We start from the raw sequence: 19,153 nt of genomic DNA, 5'->3' as shown, positions 1-19,153 counted from the left end.
GTGGGTTACGGAGACGAAAAAGGCGGGAAAACCCCGCCTTTTTTATTGGCTAAGTGAATGCTTTGTAGGGCGGGTAAGCCTGCGCACCCGTCACAACGCTTCCCGAAGGTAGGTGCGCTGCGCTTACCTACCTTACGTGGGCTACGGAGACAAAAAAGGGGGGAGAAATCCGCCTTTTTTGTTGGCTTAGTGAATGCTTTGTAGGGCGGGTAAGCCTGCGCACCCGCCACGACGCTTCCCGAAGGTGGGTGCGCTGCTCTTACCCACCCTACGTGGGTTACGGAGGCGAAAAAGGCGGGAAAACCCCGCCTTTTTTATTGGCTCAGTGAATGGCTATCAGCTGGTCTGCGCCGAGGCGCTTTCAATAGTCAGACGCACGTCAGAGGTCACCAGCTCGCCCAGCAGCTGGTAAATCGCCATGGTGCGGGTCGGATCGGCATCTCCGGTATCGCTGATGTAACCTTCGTCGCGCAGCGTCAGCACCAGCGTGCTGAAGACCGCTTTGTCGAAGAACTCCGGCGCGTTGATGCCGTGCAGCACCGACAGGCGCTGAGCCACGGTACGGCTCTCTTTTTCCAGCGTACCGCGGTTGATCGCCGGGTTAGCGCTCAGCAGCCAGAAGGTAATGGCGTAGCGCTGAAGCGTTTCCCGCACCCCGGCAGCCAGCAGCTGCAGCGTGCGTGAGCGTGCCGGATTAAGCTGAAGCTGCTCGCCGTTGGCGACGATTAACCCCTGCTGCAGCATCTCTTCCAGCAGGGCATCAATGACGCCACCCAGCTCTGATTTATCCCAGCGCAGGAACAGCTCGGTTTTCAGCATCGGATAGATAACTTCAATCTGGCTCAGCAGCGTTTCACGGCTGATGTTGCGGTGCTGGGTAACAATCGCGGCAATCAGCGATGGCAGCACCAGCATGTGCAGAATGTTGTTACGGTAGTACGTCATCAGCACTGCCTGCTCGCGCGGCAGGATGATGATGTCGCCGATGGTATCTTTCTCAACTTCGAACTTGTTCATCTGCAGCGCGTGATCGATAAGCTCATCGGCGGTGGCAGCAGGCACGGTCGCGTCCGCGGCATACGGCACGTTACGCAGCAGGCTGAGATAGCAGTTCAGCTGCTCGGTAAGCTGTTCGCGGGTCAGCGAACGCTGGCGTGACGCAAGCAGGGCTGTGCAGCAGAGGTTCATGGCGTTAGCCGCACCGGCGTTGTTGATGCGCACCATCAGTTCACTGGCAATGCCGTTGACGGTTGGCGTCAGCCACGCCGGACGTATCGCTTCGATCGGGTCAACCGATTCGCGCCACTCCGGCACGTTATCATTCAGCCATGAGGTCAGCGACATCGGCTCGCCGAAGTTGACATAGCCCTGGCCGAGATTGCGCAGCTTGCTCAGCCCGCGCACCATCTGCAGCAGGCTCTCTTTCTCTTTCGTAGCGCCGCGCAGCTCTTTGGCATAGGTGCCCACTTCCATGACGTGCTCGTAGCCGATGTAAATCGGCACCAGCGTAATCGGACGCGTGCCGCCGCGCAGCATCGCCTGAATGGTCATCGAAAGCGTGCCGGTTTTCGGATCCAGTAGGCGACCGGTACGGGAGCGTCCGCCTTCCACGAAATACTCAACCGAGTAGCCGCGGCTGAACAGTTCGCCGAGGTACTCACGGAACACCGTGGAATAGAGCTTGTTGCCTTTAAAAGTACGACGGATAAAGAACGCGCCCAGACGGCGGAAAATCGGGCCAGCGGGCCAGAAATTCAGGTTGATGCCCGCAGCAATGTGTGGCGGTACCAGCCCCTGGTGATAGAGCACGTAAGAGAGCAGCAGATAGTCCATATGGCTGCGGTGGCAGGGCACATAGACGATCTCGTGACCGTCGTGGGCCAGCTGACGTACGCGCTCAGCGTTATGAACGTTGATGCCCTGATAGAGACGGTTCCAGGTAAAGCCCAGCACGCGATCGCTCACGCGAATAGCTTCATAGGAGAAGTCAGCCGCGATCTCTTCCATCAGCGCGACGGCATTCTGCTGCGCCTTTTCATGGGAGATCTTTTTGGTACGCGCTTCGTCCTCTACCGCACGGGCAATCGCTTTTGACGCCAGCAGCTTATTGAACAGATCCTGACGCACCGGCAGGCGGGGGCCAACGGTGGCCAGACGCTGGCGGGCAAAGTGCATACGCGCCACGCGCGCCAGCTTTTGCGCGATAATTTTATCGGTGCCGTGCTCGGTGGCCATGCGGCGCAGCGAAACCGGCGGCGAGAAGCGCACAAAGCTGTCGCGCCCCAGCCAGGAGATAGCGACGAACTTCTGAATGCCGTTCAGCATGCGCAGCGGCGGGTTAACCTCACCCTTTTCGCGGCCCGGAGAGCGGCCAAACATCACCGAAACCGGCACCATCTGCACATCGAGATTCGGGTTGCTGCGGTGTAAATCCAGATAGTCGTGGAAGAGCTTAATAGACTCTTCTTTCGGCGTGTAATAGGTGAACACGCGCGGCCCGCTGTGAATGAACACGTAGCGCGGCAGAATAGCGCCGTCGATTTCCAGCGGTTCAAGCGGGTCGGGTAAATCATGCGCCAGGCATTGTTCGCGCAGCGCCAGCAAATCTGCCTTAGAGTTATAGGGCAGCACATACATAATAGGGCGAGAGGTATCCAGCCCTAATTCGGCGCAGGGGTCTGCCGGAATAGACTTGGTCTTTACCAGGACACTTAATGGTAAATTCAGTAATTTGTAGTAAATTCGTGGCCAACCGGACATAAACGATGTAAAGCCTCTGGTTAATAATGCAATCGCGCCGCAAGAATATCAGAATCCGTTGGGAATTTCTGTGCTGCGCTGAAGGCGACGTAAAAGCATTGACGCTCAGAATTCAAAAAGGTTTCTTTTCATGGCGAATAACACCACCGGGTTAACCCGTATTATCAAAGCTGCAGGCTACTCCTGGAAAGGGTATCGCGCAGCCTGGAAAAATGAAGCCGCCTTCCGCCAGGAGGCCGTCGCGGCAGTTGTGGCAATTGCGATTGCATGCTGGCTGGATGTTGATGCCATCACGCGCGTTCTGCTGATCGGTTCCGTTTTGCTGGTCATGATTGTCGAAATCCTTAATAGCGCCATTGAGGCGGTAGTGGACCGAATCGGGCCGGAATTCCACGAGCTTTCCGGGCGTGCCAAAGATATGGGGTCCGGTGCGGTACTGCTGTCTATCATCACCGCTCTTATCACCTGGGGCACGCTACTTTGGCAGCATTTGCGATAACCTTTCCAGAACGGGCCGTGTGTCTGGTTTTTTGCGCATTTTGTGGTTCCAAAGTCGCCTTTGACTGTATATACTCACAGCATAACTGTATATACACCCAGGGGGCGGAATGAAAGCGTTAACGACCAGGCAGCAAGAGGTGTTCGATCTCATTCGGGATCATATCGGCCAGACCGGCATGCCGCCTACTCGTGCGGAAATTGCAGCGCGTTTGGGGTTCCGTTCCCCGAACGCGGCGGAAGAGCACCTGAAAGCGCTGGCGCGTAAAGGCGTCATTGAGATCGTTTCAGGCGCATCGCGCGGCATTCGTCTGCTCATTGAAGAAGCTGAAGGGCTGCCGCTGATTGGTCGCGTTGCGGCGGGTGAACCGCTGCTGGCCTCCCAGCATATCGAAGGTCACTATCAGGTTGACCCGTCCCTGTTCAAGCCGAGCGCAGACTTTCTGCTGCGTGTCAGCGGGATGTCGATGAAAGACATCGGCATTATGGATGGCGATCTGCTGGCGGTGCATAAAACCGAAGAAGCGCGTAACGGCCAGGTTGTGGTGGCGCGTATCGAAGATGAAGTGACCGTAAAACGTCTCAAAAAACAGGGCAACATCGTTCAGCTGTTGCCTGAAAACAGCGACTTCGATCCTATCGTGGTTGACCTGCGCGAACAGAGCTTCACTATCGAAGGCCTGGCAGTGGGTGTGATCCGCAACGGCGAGTGGCTGTAATCTCCCTCTGATTTTAACCTCATGGTGCCGCGTGTTGCCGTGAGGTTAGCCTTCTGACCTCATTACCAGTTCGGGGCAGCATGTCGTTCTTCTCCTCCACTGATAAAGCGTTGTGGCGTCTTGCGCTGCCAATGATCTTCTCGAATATCACCGTGCCGCTGCTTGGCCTGGTGGATACGGCGGTGATTGGTCATCTCGACAGCGCAGCCTATCTTGGCGGCGTGGCGGTAGGGTCAATGGCAACCAGCTTCCTGTTTATGCTGCTGCTGTTCCTGCGTATGAGCACCACCGGGCTGACGGCCCAGGCGTTCGGTGCGAAAGACCCCGCCGGGCTGGCGCGGGCGCTGGTACAGCCCCTGATGCTGGCGCTTATTGCCGGCTTCGCTATTTTTCTTCTGCGTACCCCGCTTATCAATCTTGCGCTGCACATCACCGGTGGTAGCGACGACGTGCTGCTTCAGGCGCGCCGCTTTCTTGAGATCCGCTGGCTGAGCGCGCCCGCCTCGCTGGCAAATCTGGTGCTGCTCGGGTGGTTGCTGGGCGTGCAGTATGCCCGTGCACCGGTGATCCTGCTGGTAGTGGGTAACCTGCTCAACATCGTGCTCGACCTGTGGCTGGTGATGGGGATGCAGATGAACGTGCAGGGCGCGGCGCTCTCAACGGTTATCGCCGAATATGTCACCTTCCTTATCGGCCTGCTGATGGCGTGGAAAGTCCTGCGGTTGCGGGGTGTCAGCGTAACCATGTTGAAAGCGGCATGGCGCGGGAATATGCGTAAGCTGCTGGCGCTTAACCGCGACATTATGCTGCGGTCGCTGCTGCTTCAGCTCTGCTTCGGTTCCATTACCGTTCTTGGGGCGCGGCTGGGCGGCGAGGTGGTGGCGGTGAATGCTGTGCTGATGACGCTCCTCACTTTTACGGCCTATGCGCTCGACGGTTTTGCCTATGCGGTGGAAGCGCATTCCGGGCACGCATTTGGCGCGCGCGATCGCTCCTCGCTGCTTGATGTCTGGCGCGCCGCCTGCCGGCAGGCAGGGATTGTCGCGCTGGCATTTGCCCTGGTCTATGCCTGTTTCGGTTCCACCATTGTCGCCATGCTGACCTCCATCGACAGCCTGCGGCAGCTTGCCGGGCACTATCTGCCGTGGCAAATCCTGCTGCCGCTGGTGGGTGTCTGGTGTTATTTGCTGGACGGTATGTTCATTGGCGCCACCCGTGGCCGTGAGATGCGTAACAGCATGGCGCTGGCCGCTCTGGGGTTTGCCCTGACGCTGCTGTCACTTCCGCTGCTGGGTAATCATGGTTTGTGGCTGGCGCTGTGCGTCTTCCTGGCGCTGCGAGGGGTGACGCTGGGCTGGATGTGGCGGCGTTTCTGGCAACAAGACCGCTGGTTTACATAGTCAGTTACATCCCTTTACCGGGCTTTAAGCAGCCTCCAGCTTCCTGATTTTGCAGCCCTTTCATGGTCATTTTTCATGCGCCCGGGAGTGAAAATGGTTAAATATTCCGAATCACCGCCCCGTTCCCGCAGGCTCGTCTACAATTATTATCACGTCCAGCAGGAAATGAGATGAATGTCAGGACGGTTCATAAACGCAATCTCATAAACCGAACGATGAGGACATTATCATGAATAAAGACGAAGTCGGCGGTAACTGGAAACAGTTCAAAGGTAAAGCGAAAGAACAATGGGGTAAATTGACCGACGATGACATGACTGTCATTGAAGGTAAGCGCGATCAGCTGGTTGGTAAGATCCAGGAGCGCTACGGCAACAGCAAAGACGAGGCTGACAAGCAGGTTACTGACTGGGAAACCCGTCATAACTATCGCTGGTAAAGCACGCTAACTCAATTGTGCTGACCCTCGGGGCCTACCCAGCCCAGGTACAAGGATGTACCACTTAACGCCTTCACTACTTCCCGCGCTTTTTTCCCTGCACTGAATGGTCATGGTCGCATGCACCAGGATGGCGGCAGGCTTCCACTTCAACACAGCCAGAACACAACCCGTGTGCTTCAATCACATTGTGCCGTAAGGCAAAGCCCATCCGCGCCGCGACGGCCTGGAGAATATCTTCTACCCCATCTGCGCTCTGCTCTTTGACCTGCCCACAGCGATCGCATATGTACATTGCTGAAGTATGGGTCGGCTGATCGATCAGATGACACAGTACATAGCTGTTGGTGGACTCCACCTTATGCACAAACCCCTGCTCAAGCAGAAAATCCAGCGCACGATAAACGGTGGGCGGCTTAGCCTGCGGTTCGCTCTCGCGCAGCAAATCCAGCAGATCGTAAGCGCTGATCGCCCCTTTTTGCAGCGTCATCAGACGCAACACTTCAAGGCGCTGTGGCGTCAGGCGCACATTACGCTGCAGACAGAGCTTTTCGGCCTGCGTTAACACGTTTTGAGATGTGGTCATATCCATCAGCAACCTCCGGGAAAAGTAGGGTGTTACTTTATCACAAAGCTGATAAAACTCCGAGACAGCACTTCTGCTCGGTGCCGCTCAACCATTCGCGAGGTTAATGATGAAACGTCCTGAATTTATCCGCCACTGGCGCGAACTCGAAGGGGAAGACGATTCAGCCTATCCGGACAGCCCGGAGCGGTTTTCCATCGGCGCACCGCTGGCGCGAAGCCTTGGTCTCTCCCGGCTCGGGATCCATCACGAGCGCCTGCCACCGGGCCGCCGTACTTCTTATCCTCATGCCGAAAGCGCTGAAGAGGAGTTCGTGTTTGTGCTGGAAGGGTTTCCTGAAGCATGGATCAACGGCGAGCTCTGGCCGCTTGAGCCGGGCGACAGCATCGCTTTTCCTGCCGGAACAGGGATTTGCCATACCTTTATCAATAATACCGACAGCGAGGTTCGCCTGTTAGTCATTGGCGAAGCCAATAAATCCAGCAACCGTGTTTATTATCCGTTAAACCCCGACTATGCCGCCACGCGCCCGGATCGCTGGATTGACCCTCCCCACCAGATTTTTACATCTCATAACGGCAAACCTTCACGAAAATGAAACCCTCGTCTATATACATTGAGTAACATAAAAAAAGTACAGGGAAGTCGGGAACTTTTTGGGTCATACCCGTTTTGATTCGGTAACACAGCAATCACCAGCCTCTGGCCGCTTGAAAAGGCGGGGGTATAAGTCTTCATCTGATAATAAGACGGTACACTGTGAAAAAAATAATCAAACCTTCGGTGATATCTATCGCACTTTCATTGGTACTTGCGCACCAGGCAAATGCAGCAAATAACTGGGCGGAAGCACGTAACGATGCGATGGGTGGAACGGGCGTTGCGTCAGCCCGCTATGGCAGTGGTGTGTTAATCAACCCGGCGTTACTGGCGAAAGCCAACCCCGAGGATGACATTACGGTGATCTTGCCTTCGGTTCAGGCGCAAATTACCGACCCGGATAATTTGCGTGATGAAATCGATGAGATTAACGATCGTATTGATTACTACGACGATATCGTTGACAGCCTGGGGCCAGAGGATCTGCTGAATATCGGCACCCGTTTCCGCCAGTTCCAGGGCGCAGCGGGCGAGCTGGCAGACAAGCTTGAATATCTTGATGGTAAATCGGCTCGCGCCAGCGCTGCGGCAGGCGTGGCGGTGAGCATTCCGAACGATGTCTTGTCAGTGGCATTTGTTACCAAAGCTTATGCCCACGCGCGCATCAGCTCGGACGTCGATCCGAACGACATCACCTATCTGCGTAATATCCAGAATAACGATCTATTCGCCGGGGGCGAGATCCTCGACGCGGTGATTAACGGCGGAGATGCCATCACCGACAACCTGCGCTCGTCGGCATTTGGTCGTGCAGCTATCGTCACCGATTACGGCGTGGCGGTGGCGAAAAAGTTTGATATCGGCGGTGTGCCGGTCTCCCTGGGCGTGACGCCGAAACTGCAGCAAACCTGGCTGTATAACTATTCCGCGTCCATCTACAACTACGACAGCAGCGATCTGCGTAACAGCCGCTATCGTAAGGATGACACCGGATTCAACGTTGACGCTGGTATCGCGGCCGATCTCAGTGAGAACTGGAGCGTCGGGTTAAGTGGGCAAAACCTGATGTCGCGCGACCTCGACACTAAAGAGGTTAACGGCTTCAAGGATACCTATCAGATCCGTCCGCTGGTGACCGCCGGCGTTTCCTGGCAAAACGATCTGGTTACGCTCAGCGCCGATGGCGATCTGACGCCAACCAAACACTTCAAGAGTGAAGATGACTCACAGTATGTTGGCGTCGGTGGCGAAATTCGTCCGCTGAGCTGGCTGGCGCTGCGTGCCGGTTACCGGGCGGACGTCAAAGATAATGATGCCGACGTCGTCACCGCCGGTGTGGGCTTTGCACCATTCGAAAAAGTACGTGTCGATCTCGCCGGGATGGTGGGTGAAGACGAAACCTGGGGGGCCGGGGCACAGCTGAGCCTCACCTTCTGATGCGATGCCGGAGGCTCACGCCTCCGGTTCTTTTTTATGCTATAGTGCTGCCCCTGTTTTTGACCGGTAAACCGAACCTGTAGCCACTATGTTGCCTGAAAACCCCGTTTCGACTTTTCCCGCACACCGCTTTTCCATCGCGCCGATGCTCGACTGGACCGATCGCCACTGCCGCTATTTCCTGCGTCTGCTGACGCAGCATACGCTGCTGTACACCGAAATGGTCACCACCGGGGCCATCATTCACGGCAAAGGGGATTACCTGGCGTACAGCGAAGAGGAGCACCCGGTCGCACTGCAGCTTGGCGGCAGCGATCCGGCGCAGCTGGCGCACTGCGCAAAGCTGGCCGAAGCGCGTGGCTATGATGAGATCAACCTTAACGTCGGATGCCCTTCTGACCGTGTGCAGAATGGTCGTTTCGGTGCCTGCCTGATGGGCGATGCCCAGCTGGTGGCCGACTGCGTAAAAGCGATGCGTGATGTGGTGTCGATTCCGGTTACCGTTAAAACCCGTATCGGCATTGATGAGCAGGACAGCTACGAATTTCTCTGTGACTTTATCGACACCGTCTCCGGGCGCGGCGAGTGTGAGATGTTTATCATCCACGCCCGCAAGGCCTGGCTCTCCGGCTTAAGCCCGAAAGAGAACCGCGAGATCCCGCCGCTGGACTACCCACGCGTCTGGCAGCTCAAGCGCGACTTCCCGCATCTGACGATGGCGATTAACGGCGGTATTAAAACCCTGGCCGATGCGAAATCGCACCTTGAGCATCTCGATGGCGTGATGGTCGGGCGTGAGGCCTATCAGAACCCCGGTATTCTGGCGACGGTTGACCGTGAGATCTTCGGCGTGGCAGGCAGCGACCGCGACCCGTTCGACGTTGTACGCGCCATGTATCCCTATATCGAGCGTGAATTAAGCCAGGGAACTTACCTCGGGCACGTCACCCGCCATATGCTTGGCCTGTTCCAGGGCATTCCCGGTGCGCGTCAGTGGCGTCGTTATCTCAGCGAGAACGCCCATAAGCCAGGGGCTGATATTCAGGTGCTGGAGAACGCGCTGCAGCAGGTTGCAGGTCGGCGTTAATCACGCTAAAAGATAGTGAATTTGACCACGCCCTGTGCTTTTGCACGGGGCGTTTTGTTTGTTAATCAACACGTTATTTCTGGCACGAATCTTGTAATAACCCGGTATCATTTTCAGGAGGACAAGAACCATGTTGGAGCTACTGTTTGTGGTGGCGTTTTTTCTGGTGCTGCTGGGTACCGGCGTTTCGCTGTTCGGTATTCTGGCGGCGTTGATTCTGGCAAGCGTGGTGATGATGCTGGGCGGGCTGTTCGCGCTGTTTATTCAGATGCTGCCGTGGCTGCTGCTGGCGGTGGTCGTGGTGTGGATCGTGCGGGCGATAAAAAGACCCGATTCAACGCGTTATTACAAAAAGCGTCGCTGGCGTTACTGATTCCTGAGCGCTTGATCACATCTTTGTAACCTGGTGTGCAGTTTGGCGGGTGCAGAATAGGATTTACGGCGGCGATCTGTCACTATGCACCGGCTGTAACGCAAATTCATCGTTCTGTACCCTACATACAGACGAACAAAAAGAAAAAGGGCTTCCTTCGGGAAGCCCTGATTATTTATGGGATCAGCAGGCTCGATCCCTGAGTGGCACGACTCTCCAGCGTTTCGTGCGCGCGCTGCGCATCCGCGAGCGCAAAGCGCTGACTCTCCGGCACCTCAACCTTGATAACCCCACTGGCAATCAGCGAAAACAGTTCGGCGCTGGCTTCGTCCAGCTCCTCGCGGTTGGTAATGTAGCCCTGAAGCGAAGGGCGGGTGACGTAGAGCGAGCCTTTCTGATTGAGAATGCCGAGATTCACGCCGGTGACCGCGCCGGAAGAGTTGCCGAAGCTCACCATCAGCCCGCGGCGCTGCAGGCAGTCCAGGGACGACTCCCAGGTATCTTTCCCTACCGAGTCATACACCACGCGCAGCTTTTTACCGCCGGTCAGCTCGCGTACCCGTTCACCGACGTTCTCTTCCCGATAGTTGATGATCTCCCAGGCACCGGCCTGCTTCGCCCGCTGCGCCTTCTCGGCAGAGCCGACGGTGCCAATAAGCTTCGCGCCCAGCGCTTTTGCCCACTGGCAGGCGATAAGTCCCACGCCCCCGGCGGCGGCATGGAACAGAAACGGCTCGTCCGGCTGGATCTCGTAGGTTTTACGCAGCAGATAAAACACCGTCAGCCCTTTCAGGAACGAGGCCGCCGCCTGTTCGAAGGAGATCGCGTCCGGCAGCAGCGCGGCTTTGTCAGCCGGCACGTTATGCACCGAACTGTACGCGCCCAGCGCGGACTGCGCGTACACCACGCGGTCGCCCGCTTTAAGGTGCTTTACGTCGCGACCGACCTTGCTGACAACACCAGCGGCTTCTGTGCCAAGACCCGCCGGCAGGGCCGGAGGAGGATAAAGCCCGCTGCGGATATAGGTATCGATATAGTTAATACCGATCGCTTTATTCTCTACCTGAATCTCATGGGCAGCGGGGTCGGCTGGGGTAAACTCCACGGCGTTAAGTACCTCAGGCCCACCATGCTTGTGAAATTCGATACGTGTTGCCATGTCTCCTCCGGTGTCATATCGTTGTGCGGCGGCGATACCCGTCACCCGGTCGCATCACGGCCAATGCCGCATGTAACCTGATTCAACAAGGGTATATAATGCCCCGTCTCCCTAATCTAACTCGGTAACTCCATTCACTATGGCAGGAAATAAACCCTTCAACAAACCTTCTGAAACGCGCGATCCACAGGTCGCCGGGCTGAAAGTGCCGCCACACTCCATCGAGGCGGAGCAGTCGGTGTTGGGTGGGTTGATGCTGGACAACGAGCGCTGGGACGACGTTGCTGAGCGCGTAGTACCCAACGATTTTTATACCCGTCCCCATCGTCATATTTTTACCGAAATGCAGCGCCTGCAGGAGATGGGTAAACCCATCGACCTGATTACGCTTTCGGAATCGCTGGAGCAGCAGGGCCAGCTTGAGGGCGTGGGCGGCTTTGCCTATCTGGCCGACCTGTCGCGCAACACGCCCAGTGCAGCGAACATCAGCGCCTATGCCGACATCGTGCGCGAACGTGCGGTGGTGCGCGATATGATCAGCGTCGCCAACGAAATTGCCGATGCCGGGTTTGACCCGCAGGGGCGTAACAGCGATGAGCTGCTCGACCTGGCGGAATCGCGCGTATTCCAGATTGCGGAAAACCGCGCCAATAAAGACGAAGGCCCGAAAAGCGTCGATCAGATTCTGGAAGCCACGGTTGCGCGTATCGAGACCCTGTTCCAGCAGCCCCATGACGGCGTGACCGGCGTGGATACCGGCTATCAGGATCTCAACAAAAAGACCGCCGGCCTGCAGCGCTCGGATCTGATTATCGTGGCGGCGCGTCCGTCGATGGGTAAAACCACCTTCGCCATGAACCTGTGCGAAAACGCGGCGATGTTGCAGGACAAACCGGTGCTGATTTTCAGTCTGGAGATGCCCGCAGAGCAGATCATGATGCGTATGCTCGCCTCGCTTTCCCGCGTCGACCAGACCCGCATCCGTACCGGCCAGCTTGACGATGAGGACTGGGCGCGTATCTCCGGCACCATGGGTATTCTGCTGGAGAAGCGCAATATGTACATTGACGACTCCTCCGGCCTGACCCCAACCGAAGTTCGCTCCCGCGCGCGCCGCATCTTCCGCGAGCACGGCGGCCTGAGCCTGATCATGGTCGACTACCTGCAGCTGATGCGCGTGCCGTCGCTTTCCGATAACCGTACGCTGGAGATCGCTGAGATCTCGCGCTCGCTTAAAGCGCTGGCGAAAGAGCTGCAGGTGCCGGTGGTGGCGCTCTCGCAGCTTAACCGCTCACTGGAGCAGCGCGCCGACAAACGCCCGGTGAACTCGGACCTGCGTGAATCCGGCTCCATCGAGCAGGATGCCGACCTGATCATGTTTATCTACCGTGATGAGGTGTACCACGAGAACAGCGACATGAAAGGCATTGCTGAGATCATCCTCGGCAAGCAGCGTAACGGTCCAATCGGTACGGTGCGCCTGACGTTTAACGGGCAGTGGTCGCGGTTTGATAACTATGCTGGCCCGCAGTACGACGACGAATAATTAATTTGGCTATTTTACTTGCGATTTTGGGCTTGGGCAGTGCTCGCCATCCTCACGTACTTCAGTACGCTCCGGTGGCTGTGCGCTGGCCGCACCCAAACTCGCTGCGCCAATAACGCCAAATTACCGACCAAAGAAAACCAGAGACTCAACAACAGCAAGGAAAGACAATGCAAGCGGCAACCGTAGTCGTAAATCGCCGCGCTCTGCGACACAACCTGCAACGCCTGCGCGAACTGGCACCTGCCAGTCGGCTGGTGGCGGTGGTGAAAGCAAACGCCTATGGGCACGGTCTGCTGGAGACCGCCCGTTCACTTCCCGATGCCGATGCGTTCGGCGTGGCCCGTCTTGAAGAGGCGCTGCGCCTGCGCGAAGGCGGTATCACACAACCCATTCTGCTGCTGGAAGGCTTCTTTAACGCCGACGATCTGCCGATGATTTCCGCGCTGGGGCTGCACACGGCGGTGCACAGCGATGAGCAGCTGGTCGCGCTGGAACAGGCGAACCTTGATAAGCCGGTCACGGTGTGGATGAAGCTGGATACCGGGATGCATCGCCTGGGCGTGCAGCCGGAAGAAGCAGAGGCGTTTTATCAGCGTCTGGTCCGCTGCCCGAACGTATGCCAGCCGGTAAACGTTGTCAGCCACTTCGCCCGCGCCGATGAACCAGCGTGCGGCGCTACCGAGCGCCAGCTGGATATCTTTGCCACCTTTAGCGAAGGGAAGCCGGGGCTGCGCTCGATAGCGGCGTCTGCCGGCATTCTGCTGTGGCCGCAGTCGCATTTTGACTGGGTACGTCCGGGGATCATCCTCTATGGCGTCTCGCCGCTGGAAGGCGGGGCGCGCGCCGCCGATGCCGGGTTTATGCCGGCGATGTCGCTCACCTCCAGCCTGATTGCCGTGCGCTCCCATAAAGCGGGCGAGCCGGTAGGCTATGGCGGAACCTGGGTCAGCGCCCGCGATACCCGGCTCGGCGTGGTGGCAATGGGGTACGGCGACGGTTATCCGCGCTGTGCGCCCTCGGGCACGCCGGTCATCGTTAACGGTCGGGAAGTGCCGATTGTGGGACGCGTGGCGATGGACATGATTTGTGTCGATCTTGGCCCTGAGGCGCAGGAGCGTGCCGGGGATGAGGTGCTGCTCTGGGGCGACGCGCTGCCGGTTGAGCGCATCGCGGAAATAACAAAAGTGAGCGCTTACGAACTTATTACGCGTCTGACCTCGCGGGTGGCGATGAAGTACGTGGAGTAATCCTGCTGCGCCTGGCGGGTCTCGCCCTGAGGCCCGCTGCAAACGCCGGTTCCGGCTATACGCATAACGCCTCAGTAACCTCTCGATCTCATCCTCTTTCCGGTTTATTGTGTCCGCTTACCCCACCGTAAAGCAGGAGAACCACGCGTGTTCCAGAATGTTGACGCCTACGCCGGCGACCCGATTCTTTCCCTGATGGAGCGTTTCAAAGAAGACCCCAGCCCGGACAAAGTCAACCTCAGCATCGGCCTCTACTACAACGAAGCGGGCATCATTCCGCAGCTGGATGCCGTAGCGCAGGCCGAAGCGCGTCTCAACGCTCAGCCGCACGGTGCGTCGCTCTATCTGCCGATGGAAGGCCTGATCTCCTACCGTAATGCCATCGCGCCGCTGTTGTTCGGCGACGATCACCCGGCGCTGCGCGACGGACGTATCGCCACTATTCAGACGCTCGGCGGCTCTGGCGCGCTGAAGGTGGGTGCCGATTTCCTGAAACGCTACTTCCCCGGTTCGCAGGTCTGGGTCAGCGATCCGACGTGGGAAAACCATGTTGCTATCTTTGCTGGCGCGGGCTTTGAAGTACACACCTACCCGTGGTTCGACGATGCCACCGGCGGCGTGCGCGTTGACGCGCTGCTGGAAACGCTGAATACCCTGCCGGCGCAGAGCATCGTGCTGCTGCATCCGTGCTGCCATAACCCGACCGGTGCCGATCTGACCAATGATGAGTGGGACCGCGTCACTGAAGTGCTGAAAGCCCGCGAGCTGATCCCGTTCCTTGATATCGCCTACCAGGGCTTTGGCGCAGGCATGGAAGAGGACGCTTACGCTATTCGCGCCATCGCCCGCGCCGGATTGCCTGCGCTGGTCAGCAACTCGTTCTCAAAAATCTTCTCGCTCTACGGTGAGCGCGTCGGCGGTCTGTCCGTGGTGTGCGATGATGCGGATGCCGCCAGCCGCGTGCTGGGCCAGCTGAAAGCGACGGTGCGCCGCATCTACTCCAGCCCGCCGAACTTTGGTGCGCAGGTGGTGGCTACCGTGCTGAACGATGCCACGCTGAAAGCCAGCTGGCTGGCGGAAGTGGAGGTCATGCGCCTGCGTATCCTGGCGATGCGTGAAGAGCTGGTTGAGGTGCTGGAAACCGCCATGCCGGGCCGCGATTTTGGCTATCTGCTGCGCCAGCGCGGCATGTTCAGCTACACCGGCCTGAGTGCTGCTCAGGTCGAGCGGCTGCGCGAGGAGTTTGGGGTTTACCTGATCGCCAGCGGACGCATGTGCGTCGCCGGCCTCAACAGTCACAATGTGCATCGCGTCGCGCAGGCCTTTGCTGCGGTGATGTAAGTACTTGCTTACTTTTGACAGCAGAAGCGAGGCGGGAAACCGGCCTCGCTTTTTTATTGCTGTTGCCGCTATTTACATTAAATTACCGCGAAGATTTTGCCTTTTGGCGCGCAGCTTACACACTTAACGGGACATTCTTTCACAGGAGCGAATTATGTGGGTTCAACAGACCATGACGCTGAAAGCCAGGTCACGCGGTTTTCATCTGATCACCGATGAGATCCTCGGCCAGCTACCGGAGCTTTCACGCGTTAAAACGGGCCTGCTTCACCTGCTGCTCCAGCATACTTCCGCTTCCCTTACGCTCAATGAAAACTGCGACCCGACGGTACGCCAGGATATGGAACGCCATTTCCTGAAAGCGGTGCCGGAGGATGCCCCGTACGAGCACGATTATGAAGGCCCGGACGATATGCCCGCGCACATCAAATCGTCGTTGCTGGGGGTATCGCTGATGCTGCCGGTGAGTCACGGGCGGCTGCAGCTCGGCACCTGGCAGGGCATCTGGCTGGGGGAACACCGTATTCACGGCGGTGCGCGAAAAATTATCGCCACGCTACAAGGAGATGAAAAATGACCCATTCGGAGATCCTGCAATACTGCATGAATAAAGCGGGCGCCAGCCAGGATATACATAGCGGCCTTGATGCGACGCAGATAAAAGTGGCGGATGTGCTGTTCGCGATGGTGCACGAGGCGGATGGTCGCCCGGTGGTATCGCTGAAAACCAGCCCGGCGCTGGCGGAACTGCTGCGCGACGAGCATGAGGATGTTTTCCCCAGCGCGCAGCTGAATAAAGCGCACTGGAGCACGGTGCATCTGGACGGCGAGCTGCCGGATTCCCAGATTTATTTCCTGGTGGATGCCTCGTACCAGCAGGTGATCGATACGCTACCGGACAGCGCCCGCCAGCAGTTAGGCAGTTAAAAAAAACGCCCCGACCGGGGCGTTTTATCAGGCTTTCAGCAGCGGTTTCAGGAAGCGCGCCGTGTGCGACGCTTCGCATTCTGCCACGGTTTCTGGCGTGCCGGAAACGAGGATCTCCCCGCCGCCGCTCCCGCCTTCCGGGCCGAGATCGACAATCCAGTCCGCGGTTTTAATCACGTCCAGATTGTGTTCAATCACCACGATGGTGTTGCCCTGATCGCGCAGCTGGTGCAGCACTTCCAGCAGCTGCTGGATATCCGCGAAGTGCAGACCGGTGGTCGGCTCATCGAGAATATAGAGCGTCTGCCCGGTGCCGCGCTTCGACAGCTCGCGCGCCAGCTTCACGCGCTGGGCTTCACCGCCGGAAAGCGTGGTGGCCGACTGACCGAGACGAATATAGGTCAGGCCCACATCCATCAGCGTTTGCAGCTTACGCGCCAGCGCCGGTACGGCATCAAAGAACTCGCGTGCTTCTTCAATGGTCATATCCAGCACTTCGTGGATGGTCTTGCCCTTATATTTGATCTCCAGGGTTTCGCGGTTGTAGCGCTTGCCCTTGCACTGGTCGCACGGCACGTAGATGTCCGGCAGGAAGTGCATCTCAACCTTGATCACCCCGTCGCCCTGACAGGCTTCGCAGCGCCCGCCGCGCACGTTAAAGCTGAAGCGGCCCGGCGTATAGCCGCGTGAACGCGCTTCCGGCACCCCGGCAAACAGCTCGCGCACCGGCGTAAACACGCCAGTATAGGTCGCCGGGTTAGAGCGCGGCGTGCGGCCGATCGGACTCTGGTCGATGTCGATAACCTTATCGAAATGCTCCAGCCCCTGAATCTCGCGATAGGGTGCCGGCTCGGCCAGCGTGCCGCCGTTGAGCTGGCGCTGGGCCAGCGGGAACAGCGTATCGTTAATCAGCGTCGATTTACCCGAGCCGGAGACACCGGTCACGCAGGTAAACAGGCCAACCGGCAGCGTCAGGGTGACGTCTTTCAGGTTGTTACCGCGCGCACCGCTGAGCTTGAGCACCTTCTCCGGATCGGCCGGGACGCGGTTTTTCGGCACCGTAATCTGGCGCTTGCCGCTCATAAACTGCCCGGTCAGGGATTCCGGCACCGCCATAATGTCTTTCAGCGTGCCTTCCGCGACCACCTGGCCGCCGTGCACCCCAGCGCCTGGCCCGATATCAATCACGTGATCCGCTGTGCGAATCGCGTCTTCGTCATGCTCCACCACGATCACGGTGTTGCCGAGGTTGCGCAGATGGATAAGCGTGCCGAGCAGGCGTTCGTTGTCGCGCTGGTGCAGACCGATAGACGGCTCATCCAGCACGTACATCACACCCACGAGACCGGCACCGATCTGGCTGGCCAGACGAATACGCTGCGCCTCGCCGCCGGAAAGGGTTTCTGCCGAGCGGGAGAGCGTCAGGTAGTTCAGGCCGACGTTCACCAGGAACTTCAGGCGATCGCCAATCTCTTTCAGCACTTTCTCAGCGATTTTCGCGCGCTGGCCGGAGAGCTTCATGTTGTTGAAAAACTCCATCGCGTGACCGATGCTCATATCAGAGATGGTCGGCAACGCGGTGTTTTCAACAAACACGTGGCGCGCTTCGCGGTTCAGACGCGTGCCCTCGCAGGTTGCGCACGGGCGGTTGCTGATAAATTTCGCCAGGTCTTCACGCACCGCAGAGGATTCGGTCTCTTTGTAGCGGCGCTCCATATTGTGCAGCACGCCTTCGAACGGATGGCGGCGTACGGACGTGTCGCCGCGATCGTTGATGTACTTGAATTCAATCGTCTCTTTGCCGGAGCCAAACAGCACCACCTTCTGCACACTGACGCTCAGGCTGTCCCACGGGGCATCGACATCAAACTTATAGTGCTCCGCCATCGAGCGCAGCATCTGGAAATAGTAGAAGTTACGGCGATCCCAGCCGCGGATCGCACCGCCGGCCAGCGACAGCTCACCGTTCTGGATCACGCGGTCCGGGTCGAAATACTGCTGCACGCCCAGGCCGTCACAGGTCGGGCAGGCACCGGCCGGGTTGTTGAACGAGAACAGACGCGGTTCCAGCTCGCGCATGCTGTAGCCGCAGATCGGGCAGGCGAAGTTCGCTGAGAACAGCAGTTCAGGCACGCTGGTGTCGTCCATGTCGGCAACTATCGCGGTGCCGCCGGAGAGATCCAGCGCGGTTTCAAACGACTCGGCCAGGCGCTGGGTCAGATCTTCACGTACCTTAAAACGATCGATGACCACTTCAATGGTGTGTTTCTTCTGCAGCTCAAGCTTCGGCGGATCGGAGAGATCGCACACTTCACCGTCGATACGCGCGCGGATATAACCCTGGCTTGCGAGGTTCTCCAGCGTTTTGGTGTGCTCACCTTTGCGCTCTTTGATGATGGGCGCCAGCAGCATCAGGCGTTTACCTTCCGGCTGCGCCAGCACGTTATCGACCATCTGGCTGACGGTCTGCGCCGCCAGCGGCACGTCATGATCCGGACAGCGCGGCTCGCCGACGCGGGCATAAAGCAGACGCAGATAGTCGTGAATTTCGGTGATGGTCCCCACGGTCGAGCGCGGGTTGTGCGAGGTGGATTTCTGCTCGATAGAGATCGCGGGCGACAGCCCTTCGATATGATCGACATCCGGCTTTTCCATCAGGGACAGGAACTGACGCGCATAGGCCGAGAGCGACTCGACGTAGCGACGCTGCCCTTCCGCATAAAGGGTGTCAAAAGCCAGAGAGGATTTGCCTGAACCCGAAAGCCCGGTAACGACAATCAGTTTGTCGCGAGGGATAACGAGATTGATGTTTTTGAGATTATGGGTGCGGGCGCCCCGAACTTCGATCTTATCCATTCACCTTTCCCGGAATAAACGCGTAAGCCTGGTATTTTCTCCACCTTGAGTGACATAACAGCGACATAGCGACGGTCATGTCATCGCGGCCGGAGACAGAAGGACAACCGGCGATCTGAAACGGCTAATTATGACACAAATTAACCTGAATGGATATACAGTATTGGGAGGCGCT

17 protein-coding genes are annotated in these 19,153 nt (G+C 58.0%); 13 read left to right on the top strand and 4 right to left on the bottom strand.

Translation table 11 applies throughout. The annotated features are described in order from the left end of the window. Positions 1 to 336 precede the first annotated feature (336 nt). On the bottom strand, positions 337 to 2,760 hold the full coding sequence (gene plsB / locus KFZ77_RS17745) for a glycerol-3-phosphate 1-O-acyltransferase PlsB (protein ID WP_264384944.1): 2,424 nt from the start codon (positions 2,758 to 2,760) through the stop codon (positions 337 to 339). 130 nt (positions 2,761 to 2,890) lie between these two features. Here plsB and KFZ77_RS17740 point away from each other — a divergent pair, with 130 nt between their 5' ends. From KFZ77_RS17740 to KFZ77_RS17725, 4 genes are all read left to right on the top strand, one after another. Continuing rightward, positions 2,891 to 3,259, top strand: a complete 369-nt coding sequence (locus tag KFZ77_RS17740; RefSeq protein ID WP_031521386.1) for a diacylglycerol kinase — start codon at positions 2,891 to 2,893, stop codon at positions 3,257 to 3,259. Between the two features lie 109 nt (positions 3,260 to 3,368). Beyond that, a complete protein-coding gene (lexA, locus tag KFZ77_RS17735) occupies positions 3,369 to 3,977 on the top strand; it encodes a transcriptional repressor LexA (RefSeq protein ID WP_031521388.1) in 609 nt (202 codons plus the stop codon). 80 nt (positions 3,978 to 4,057) lie between these two features. Then, positions 4,058 to 5,377: an MATE family efflux transporter DinF gene (gene dinF / locus KFZ77_RS17730; RefSeq protein ID WP_264384943.1), complete on the top strand. Its 1,320-nt coding sequence runs from the start codon at positions 4,058 to 4,060 to the stop codon at positions 5,375 to 5,377. Between the two features lie 229 nt (positions 5,378 to 5,606). Further along, positions 5,607 to 5,816: a CsbD family protein gene (locus KFZ77_RS17725; protein ID WP_031521392.1), complete on the top strand. Its 210-nt coding sequence runs from the start codon at positions 5,607 to 5,609 to the stop codon at positions 5,814 to 5,816. A 76-nt stretch (positions 5,817 to 5,892) separates the two neighbouring features. On the opposite strand, the gene zur is transcribed toward KFZ77_RS17725, so the two are convergent. Continuing rightward, complete coding sequence (zur, locus tag KFZ77_RS17720; protein WP_031521394.1) at positions 5,893 to 6,408, bottom strand: zinc uptake transcriptional repressor Zur; 516 nt, start codon at positions 6,406 to 6,408, stop codon at positions 5,893 to 5,895. A 103-nt stretch (positions 6,409 to 6,511) separates the two neighbouring features. Between zur and KFZ77_RS17715 the strand changes: the two genes are divergently transcribed. The 4 genes from KFZ77_RS17715 to pspG all read left to right on the top strand — a co-directional run bounded on the left by KFZ77_RS17715 (position 6,512) and on the right by pspG (position 9,899). After that, on the top strand, positions 6,512 to 7,000 hold the full coding sequence (locus KFZ77_RS17715; protein WP_264384942.1) for a cupin domain-containing protein: 489 nt from the start codon (positions 6,512 to 6,514) through the stop codon (positions 6,998 to 7,000). A 161-nt stretch (positions 7,001 to 7,161) separates the two neighbouring features. Further along, positions 7,162 to 8,439, top strand: a complete 1,278-nt coding sequence (locus tag KFZ77_RS17710) for a conjugal transfer protein TraF (protein ID WP_031521397.1) — start codon at positions 7,162 to 7,164, stop codon at positions 8,437 to 8,439. 88 nt (positions 8,440 to 8,527) lie between these two features. Further along, positions 8,528 to 9,526: a tRNA dihydrouridine(20/20a) synthase DusA gene (dusA, locus tag KFZ77_RS17705; RefSeq protein WP_264384941.1), complete on the top strand. Its 999-nt coding sequence runs from the start codon at positions 8,528 to 8,530 to the stop codon at positions 9,524 to 9,526. Between the two features lie 130 nt (positions 9,527 to 9,656). Then, positions 9,657 to 9,899, top strand: a complete 243-nt coding sequence (pspG, locus tag KFZ77_RS17700; protein WP_264384940.1) for an envelope stress response protein PspG — start codon at positions 9,657 to 9,659, stop codon at positions 9,897 to 9,899. Between the two features lie 175 nt (positions 9,900 to 10,074). Here pspG and KFZ77_RS17695 read toward each other — a convergent pair whose 3' ends face one another. Further along, positions 10,075 to 11,058 (bottom strand): quinone oxidoreductase, encoded by a 984-nt coding sequence (locus KFZ77_RS17695; protein ID WP_264384939.1) that lies wholly within the window; start codon positions 11,056 to 11,058, stop codon positions 10,075 to 10,077. Between the two features lie 139 nt (positions 11,059 to 11,197). Here KFZ77_RS17695 and dnaB point away from each other — a divergent pair, with 139 nt between their 5' ends. The 5 genes from dnaB (at position 11,198) to KFZ77_RS17670 (ending at position 16,122) form a co-directional block, all read left to right on the top strand. Beyond that, the gene (gene dnaB, locus KFZ77_RS17690) at positions 11,198 to 12,604 is read left to right on the top strand and encodes a replicative DNA helicase (RefSeq protein WP_031521403.1); all 1,407 of its coding nucleotides are present in this window, start codon (positions 11,198 to 11,200) and stop codon (positions 12,602 to 12,604) included. A gap of 170 nt (positions 12,605 to 12,774) precedes the next feature. Further along, positions 12,775 to 13,854: an alanine racemase gene (gene alr, locus KFZ77_RS17685; RefSeq protein WP_264384938.1), complete on the top strand. Its 1,080-nt coding sequence runs from the start codon at positions 12,775 to 12,777 to the stop codon at positions 13,852 to 13,854. Positions 13,855 to 14,001: 147 nt separating this feature from the next. Further along, on the top strand, positions 14,002 to 15,195 hold the full coding sequence (tyrB, locus tag KFZ77_RS17680; protein ID WP_264384937.1) for an aromatic amino acid transaminase: 1,194 nt from the start codon (positions 14,002 to 14,004) through the stop codon (positions 15,193 to 15,195). A 154-nt stretch (positions 15,196 to 15,349) separates the two neighbouring features. Next, positions 15,350 to 15,772 (top strand): secondary thiamine-phosphate synthase enzyme YjbQ, encoded by a 423-nt coding sequence (locus tag KFZ77_RS17675; RefSeq protein WP_264384936.1) that lies wholly within the window; start codon positions 15,350 to 15,352, stop codon positions 15,770 to 15,772. Continuing rightward, on the top strand, positions 15,769 to 16,122 hold the full coding sequence (locus tag KFZ77_RS17670) for an MmcQ/YjbR family DNA-binding protein (RefSeq protein ID WP_031521409.1): 354 nt from the start codon (positions 15,769 to 15,771) through the stop codon (positions 16,120 to 16,122). The genes KFZ77_RS17675 and KFZ77_RS17670 overlap by 4 nt, the downstream gene beginning before the upstream one ends. 27 nt (positions 16,123 to 16,149) lie before the next feature. Here KFZ77_RS17670 and uvrA read toward each other — a convergent pair whose 3' ends face one another. Then, complete coding sequence (gene uvrA, locus KFZ77_RS17665) at positions 16,150 to 18,978, bottom strand: excinuclease ABC subunit UvrA (protein WP_264384935.1); 2,829 nt, start codon at positions 18,976 to 18,978, stop codon at positions 16,150 to 16,152. Positions 18,979 to 19,153 lie beyond the last annotated feature (175 nt).

It is taken from the genome of Siccibacter colletis, assembly GCF_025914095.1.
In the GTDB taxonomy this organism is placed as follows: domain Bacteria; phylum Pseudomonadota; class Gammaproteobacteria; order Enterobacterales; family Enterobacteriaceae; genus Siccibacter; species Siccibacter colletis.
Note: the sequence above shows the minus strand (reverse complement) of the source record. Positions and strands in the feature narration are given on the sequence as shown.

Coding starts and splice junctions, on each gene's coding strand:
- KFZ77_RS17695 (WP_264384939.1), bottom strand. CDS start 11,058: ATGGCAACACGTATCGAATTTCACAAGCATGGTGGGCCTGAGGTACTT.
- KFZ77_RS17670 (WP_031521409.1), top strand. CDS start 15,769: ATGACCCATTCGGAGATCCTGCAATACTGCATGAATAAAGCGGGCGCC.
- uvrA (WP_264384935.1), bottom strand. CDS start 18,978: ATGGATAAGATCGAAGTTCGGGGCGCCCGCACCCATAATCTCAAAAAC.
- dnaB (WP_031521403.1), top strand. CDS start 11,198: ATGGCAGGAAATAAACCCTTCAACAAACCTTCTGAAACGCGCGATCCA.
- lexA (WP_031521388.1), top strand. CDS start 3,369: ATGAAAGCGTTAACGACCAGGCAGCAAGAGGTGTTCGATCTCATTCGG.
- pspG (WP_264384940.1), top strand. CDS start 9,657: ATGTTGGAGCTACTGTTTGTGGTGGCGTTTTTTCTGGTGCTGCTGGGT.
- dusA (WP_264384941.1), top strand. CDS start 8,528: ATGTTGCCTGAAAACCCCGTTTCGACTTTTCCCGCACACCGCTTTTCC.
- KFZ77_RS17715 (WP_264384942.1), top strand. CDS start 6,512: ATGAAACGTCCTGAATTTATCCGCCACTGGCGCGAACTCGAAGGGGAA.
- zur (WP_031521394.1), bottom strand. CDS start 6,408: ATGGATATGACCACATCTCAAAACGTGTTAACGCAGGCCGAAAAGCTC.
- plsB (WP_264384944.1), bottom strand. CDS start 2,760: ATGTCCGGTTGGCCACGAATTTACTACAAATTACTGAATTTACCATTA.
- KFZ77_RS17675 (WP_264384936.1), top strand. CDS start 15,350: ATGTGGGTTCAACAGACCATGACGCTGAAAGCCAGGTCACGCGGTTTT.
- alr (WP_264384938.1), top strand. CDS start 12,775: ATGCAAGCGGCAACCGTAGTCGTAAATCGCCGCGCTCTGCGACACAAC.
- KFZ77_RS17740 (WP_031521386.1), top strand. CDS start 2,891: ATGGCGAATAACACCACCGGGTTAACCCGTATTATCAAAGCTGCAGGC.
- KFZ77_RS17725 (WP_031521392.1), top strand. CDS start 5,607: ATGAATAAAGACGAAGTCGGCGGTAACTGGAAACAGTTCAAAGGTAAA.
- dinF (WP_264384943.1), top strand. CDS start 4,058: ATGTCGTTCTTCTCCTCCACTGATAAAGCGTTGTGGCGTCTTGCGCTG.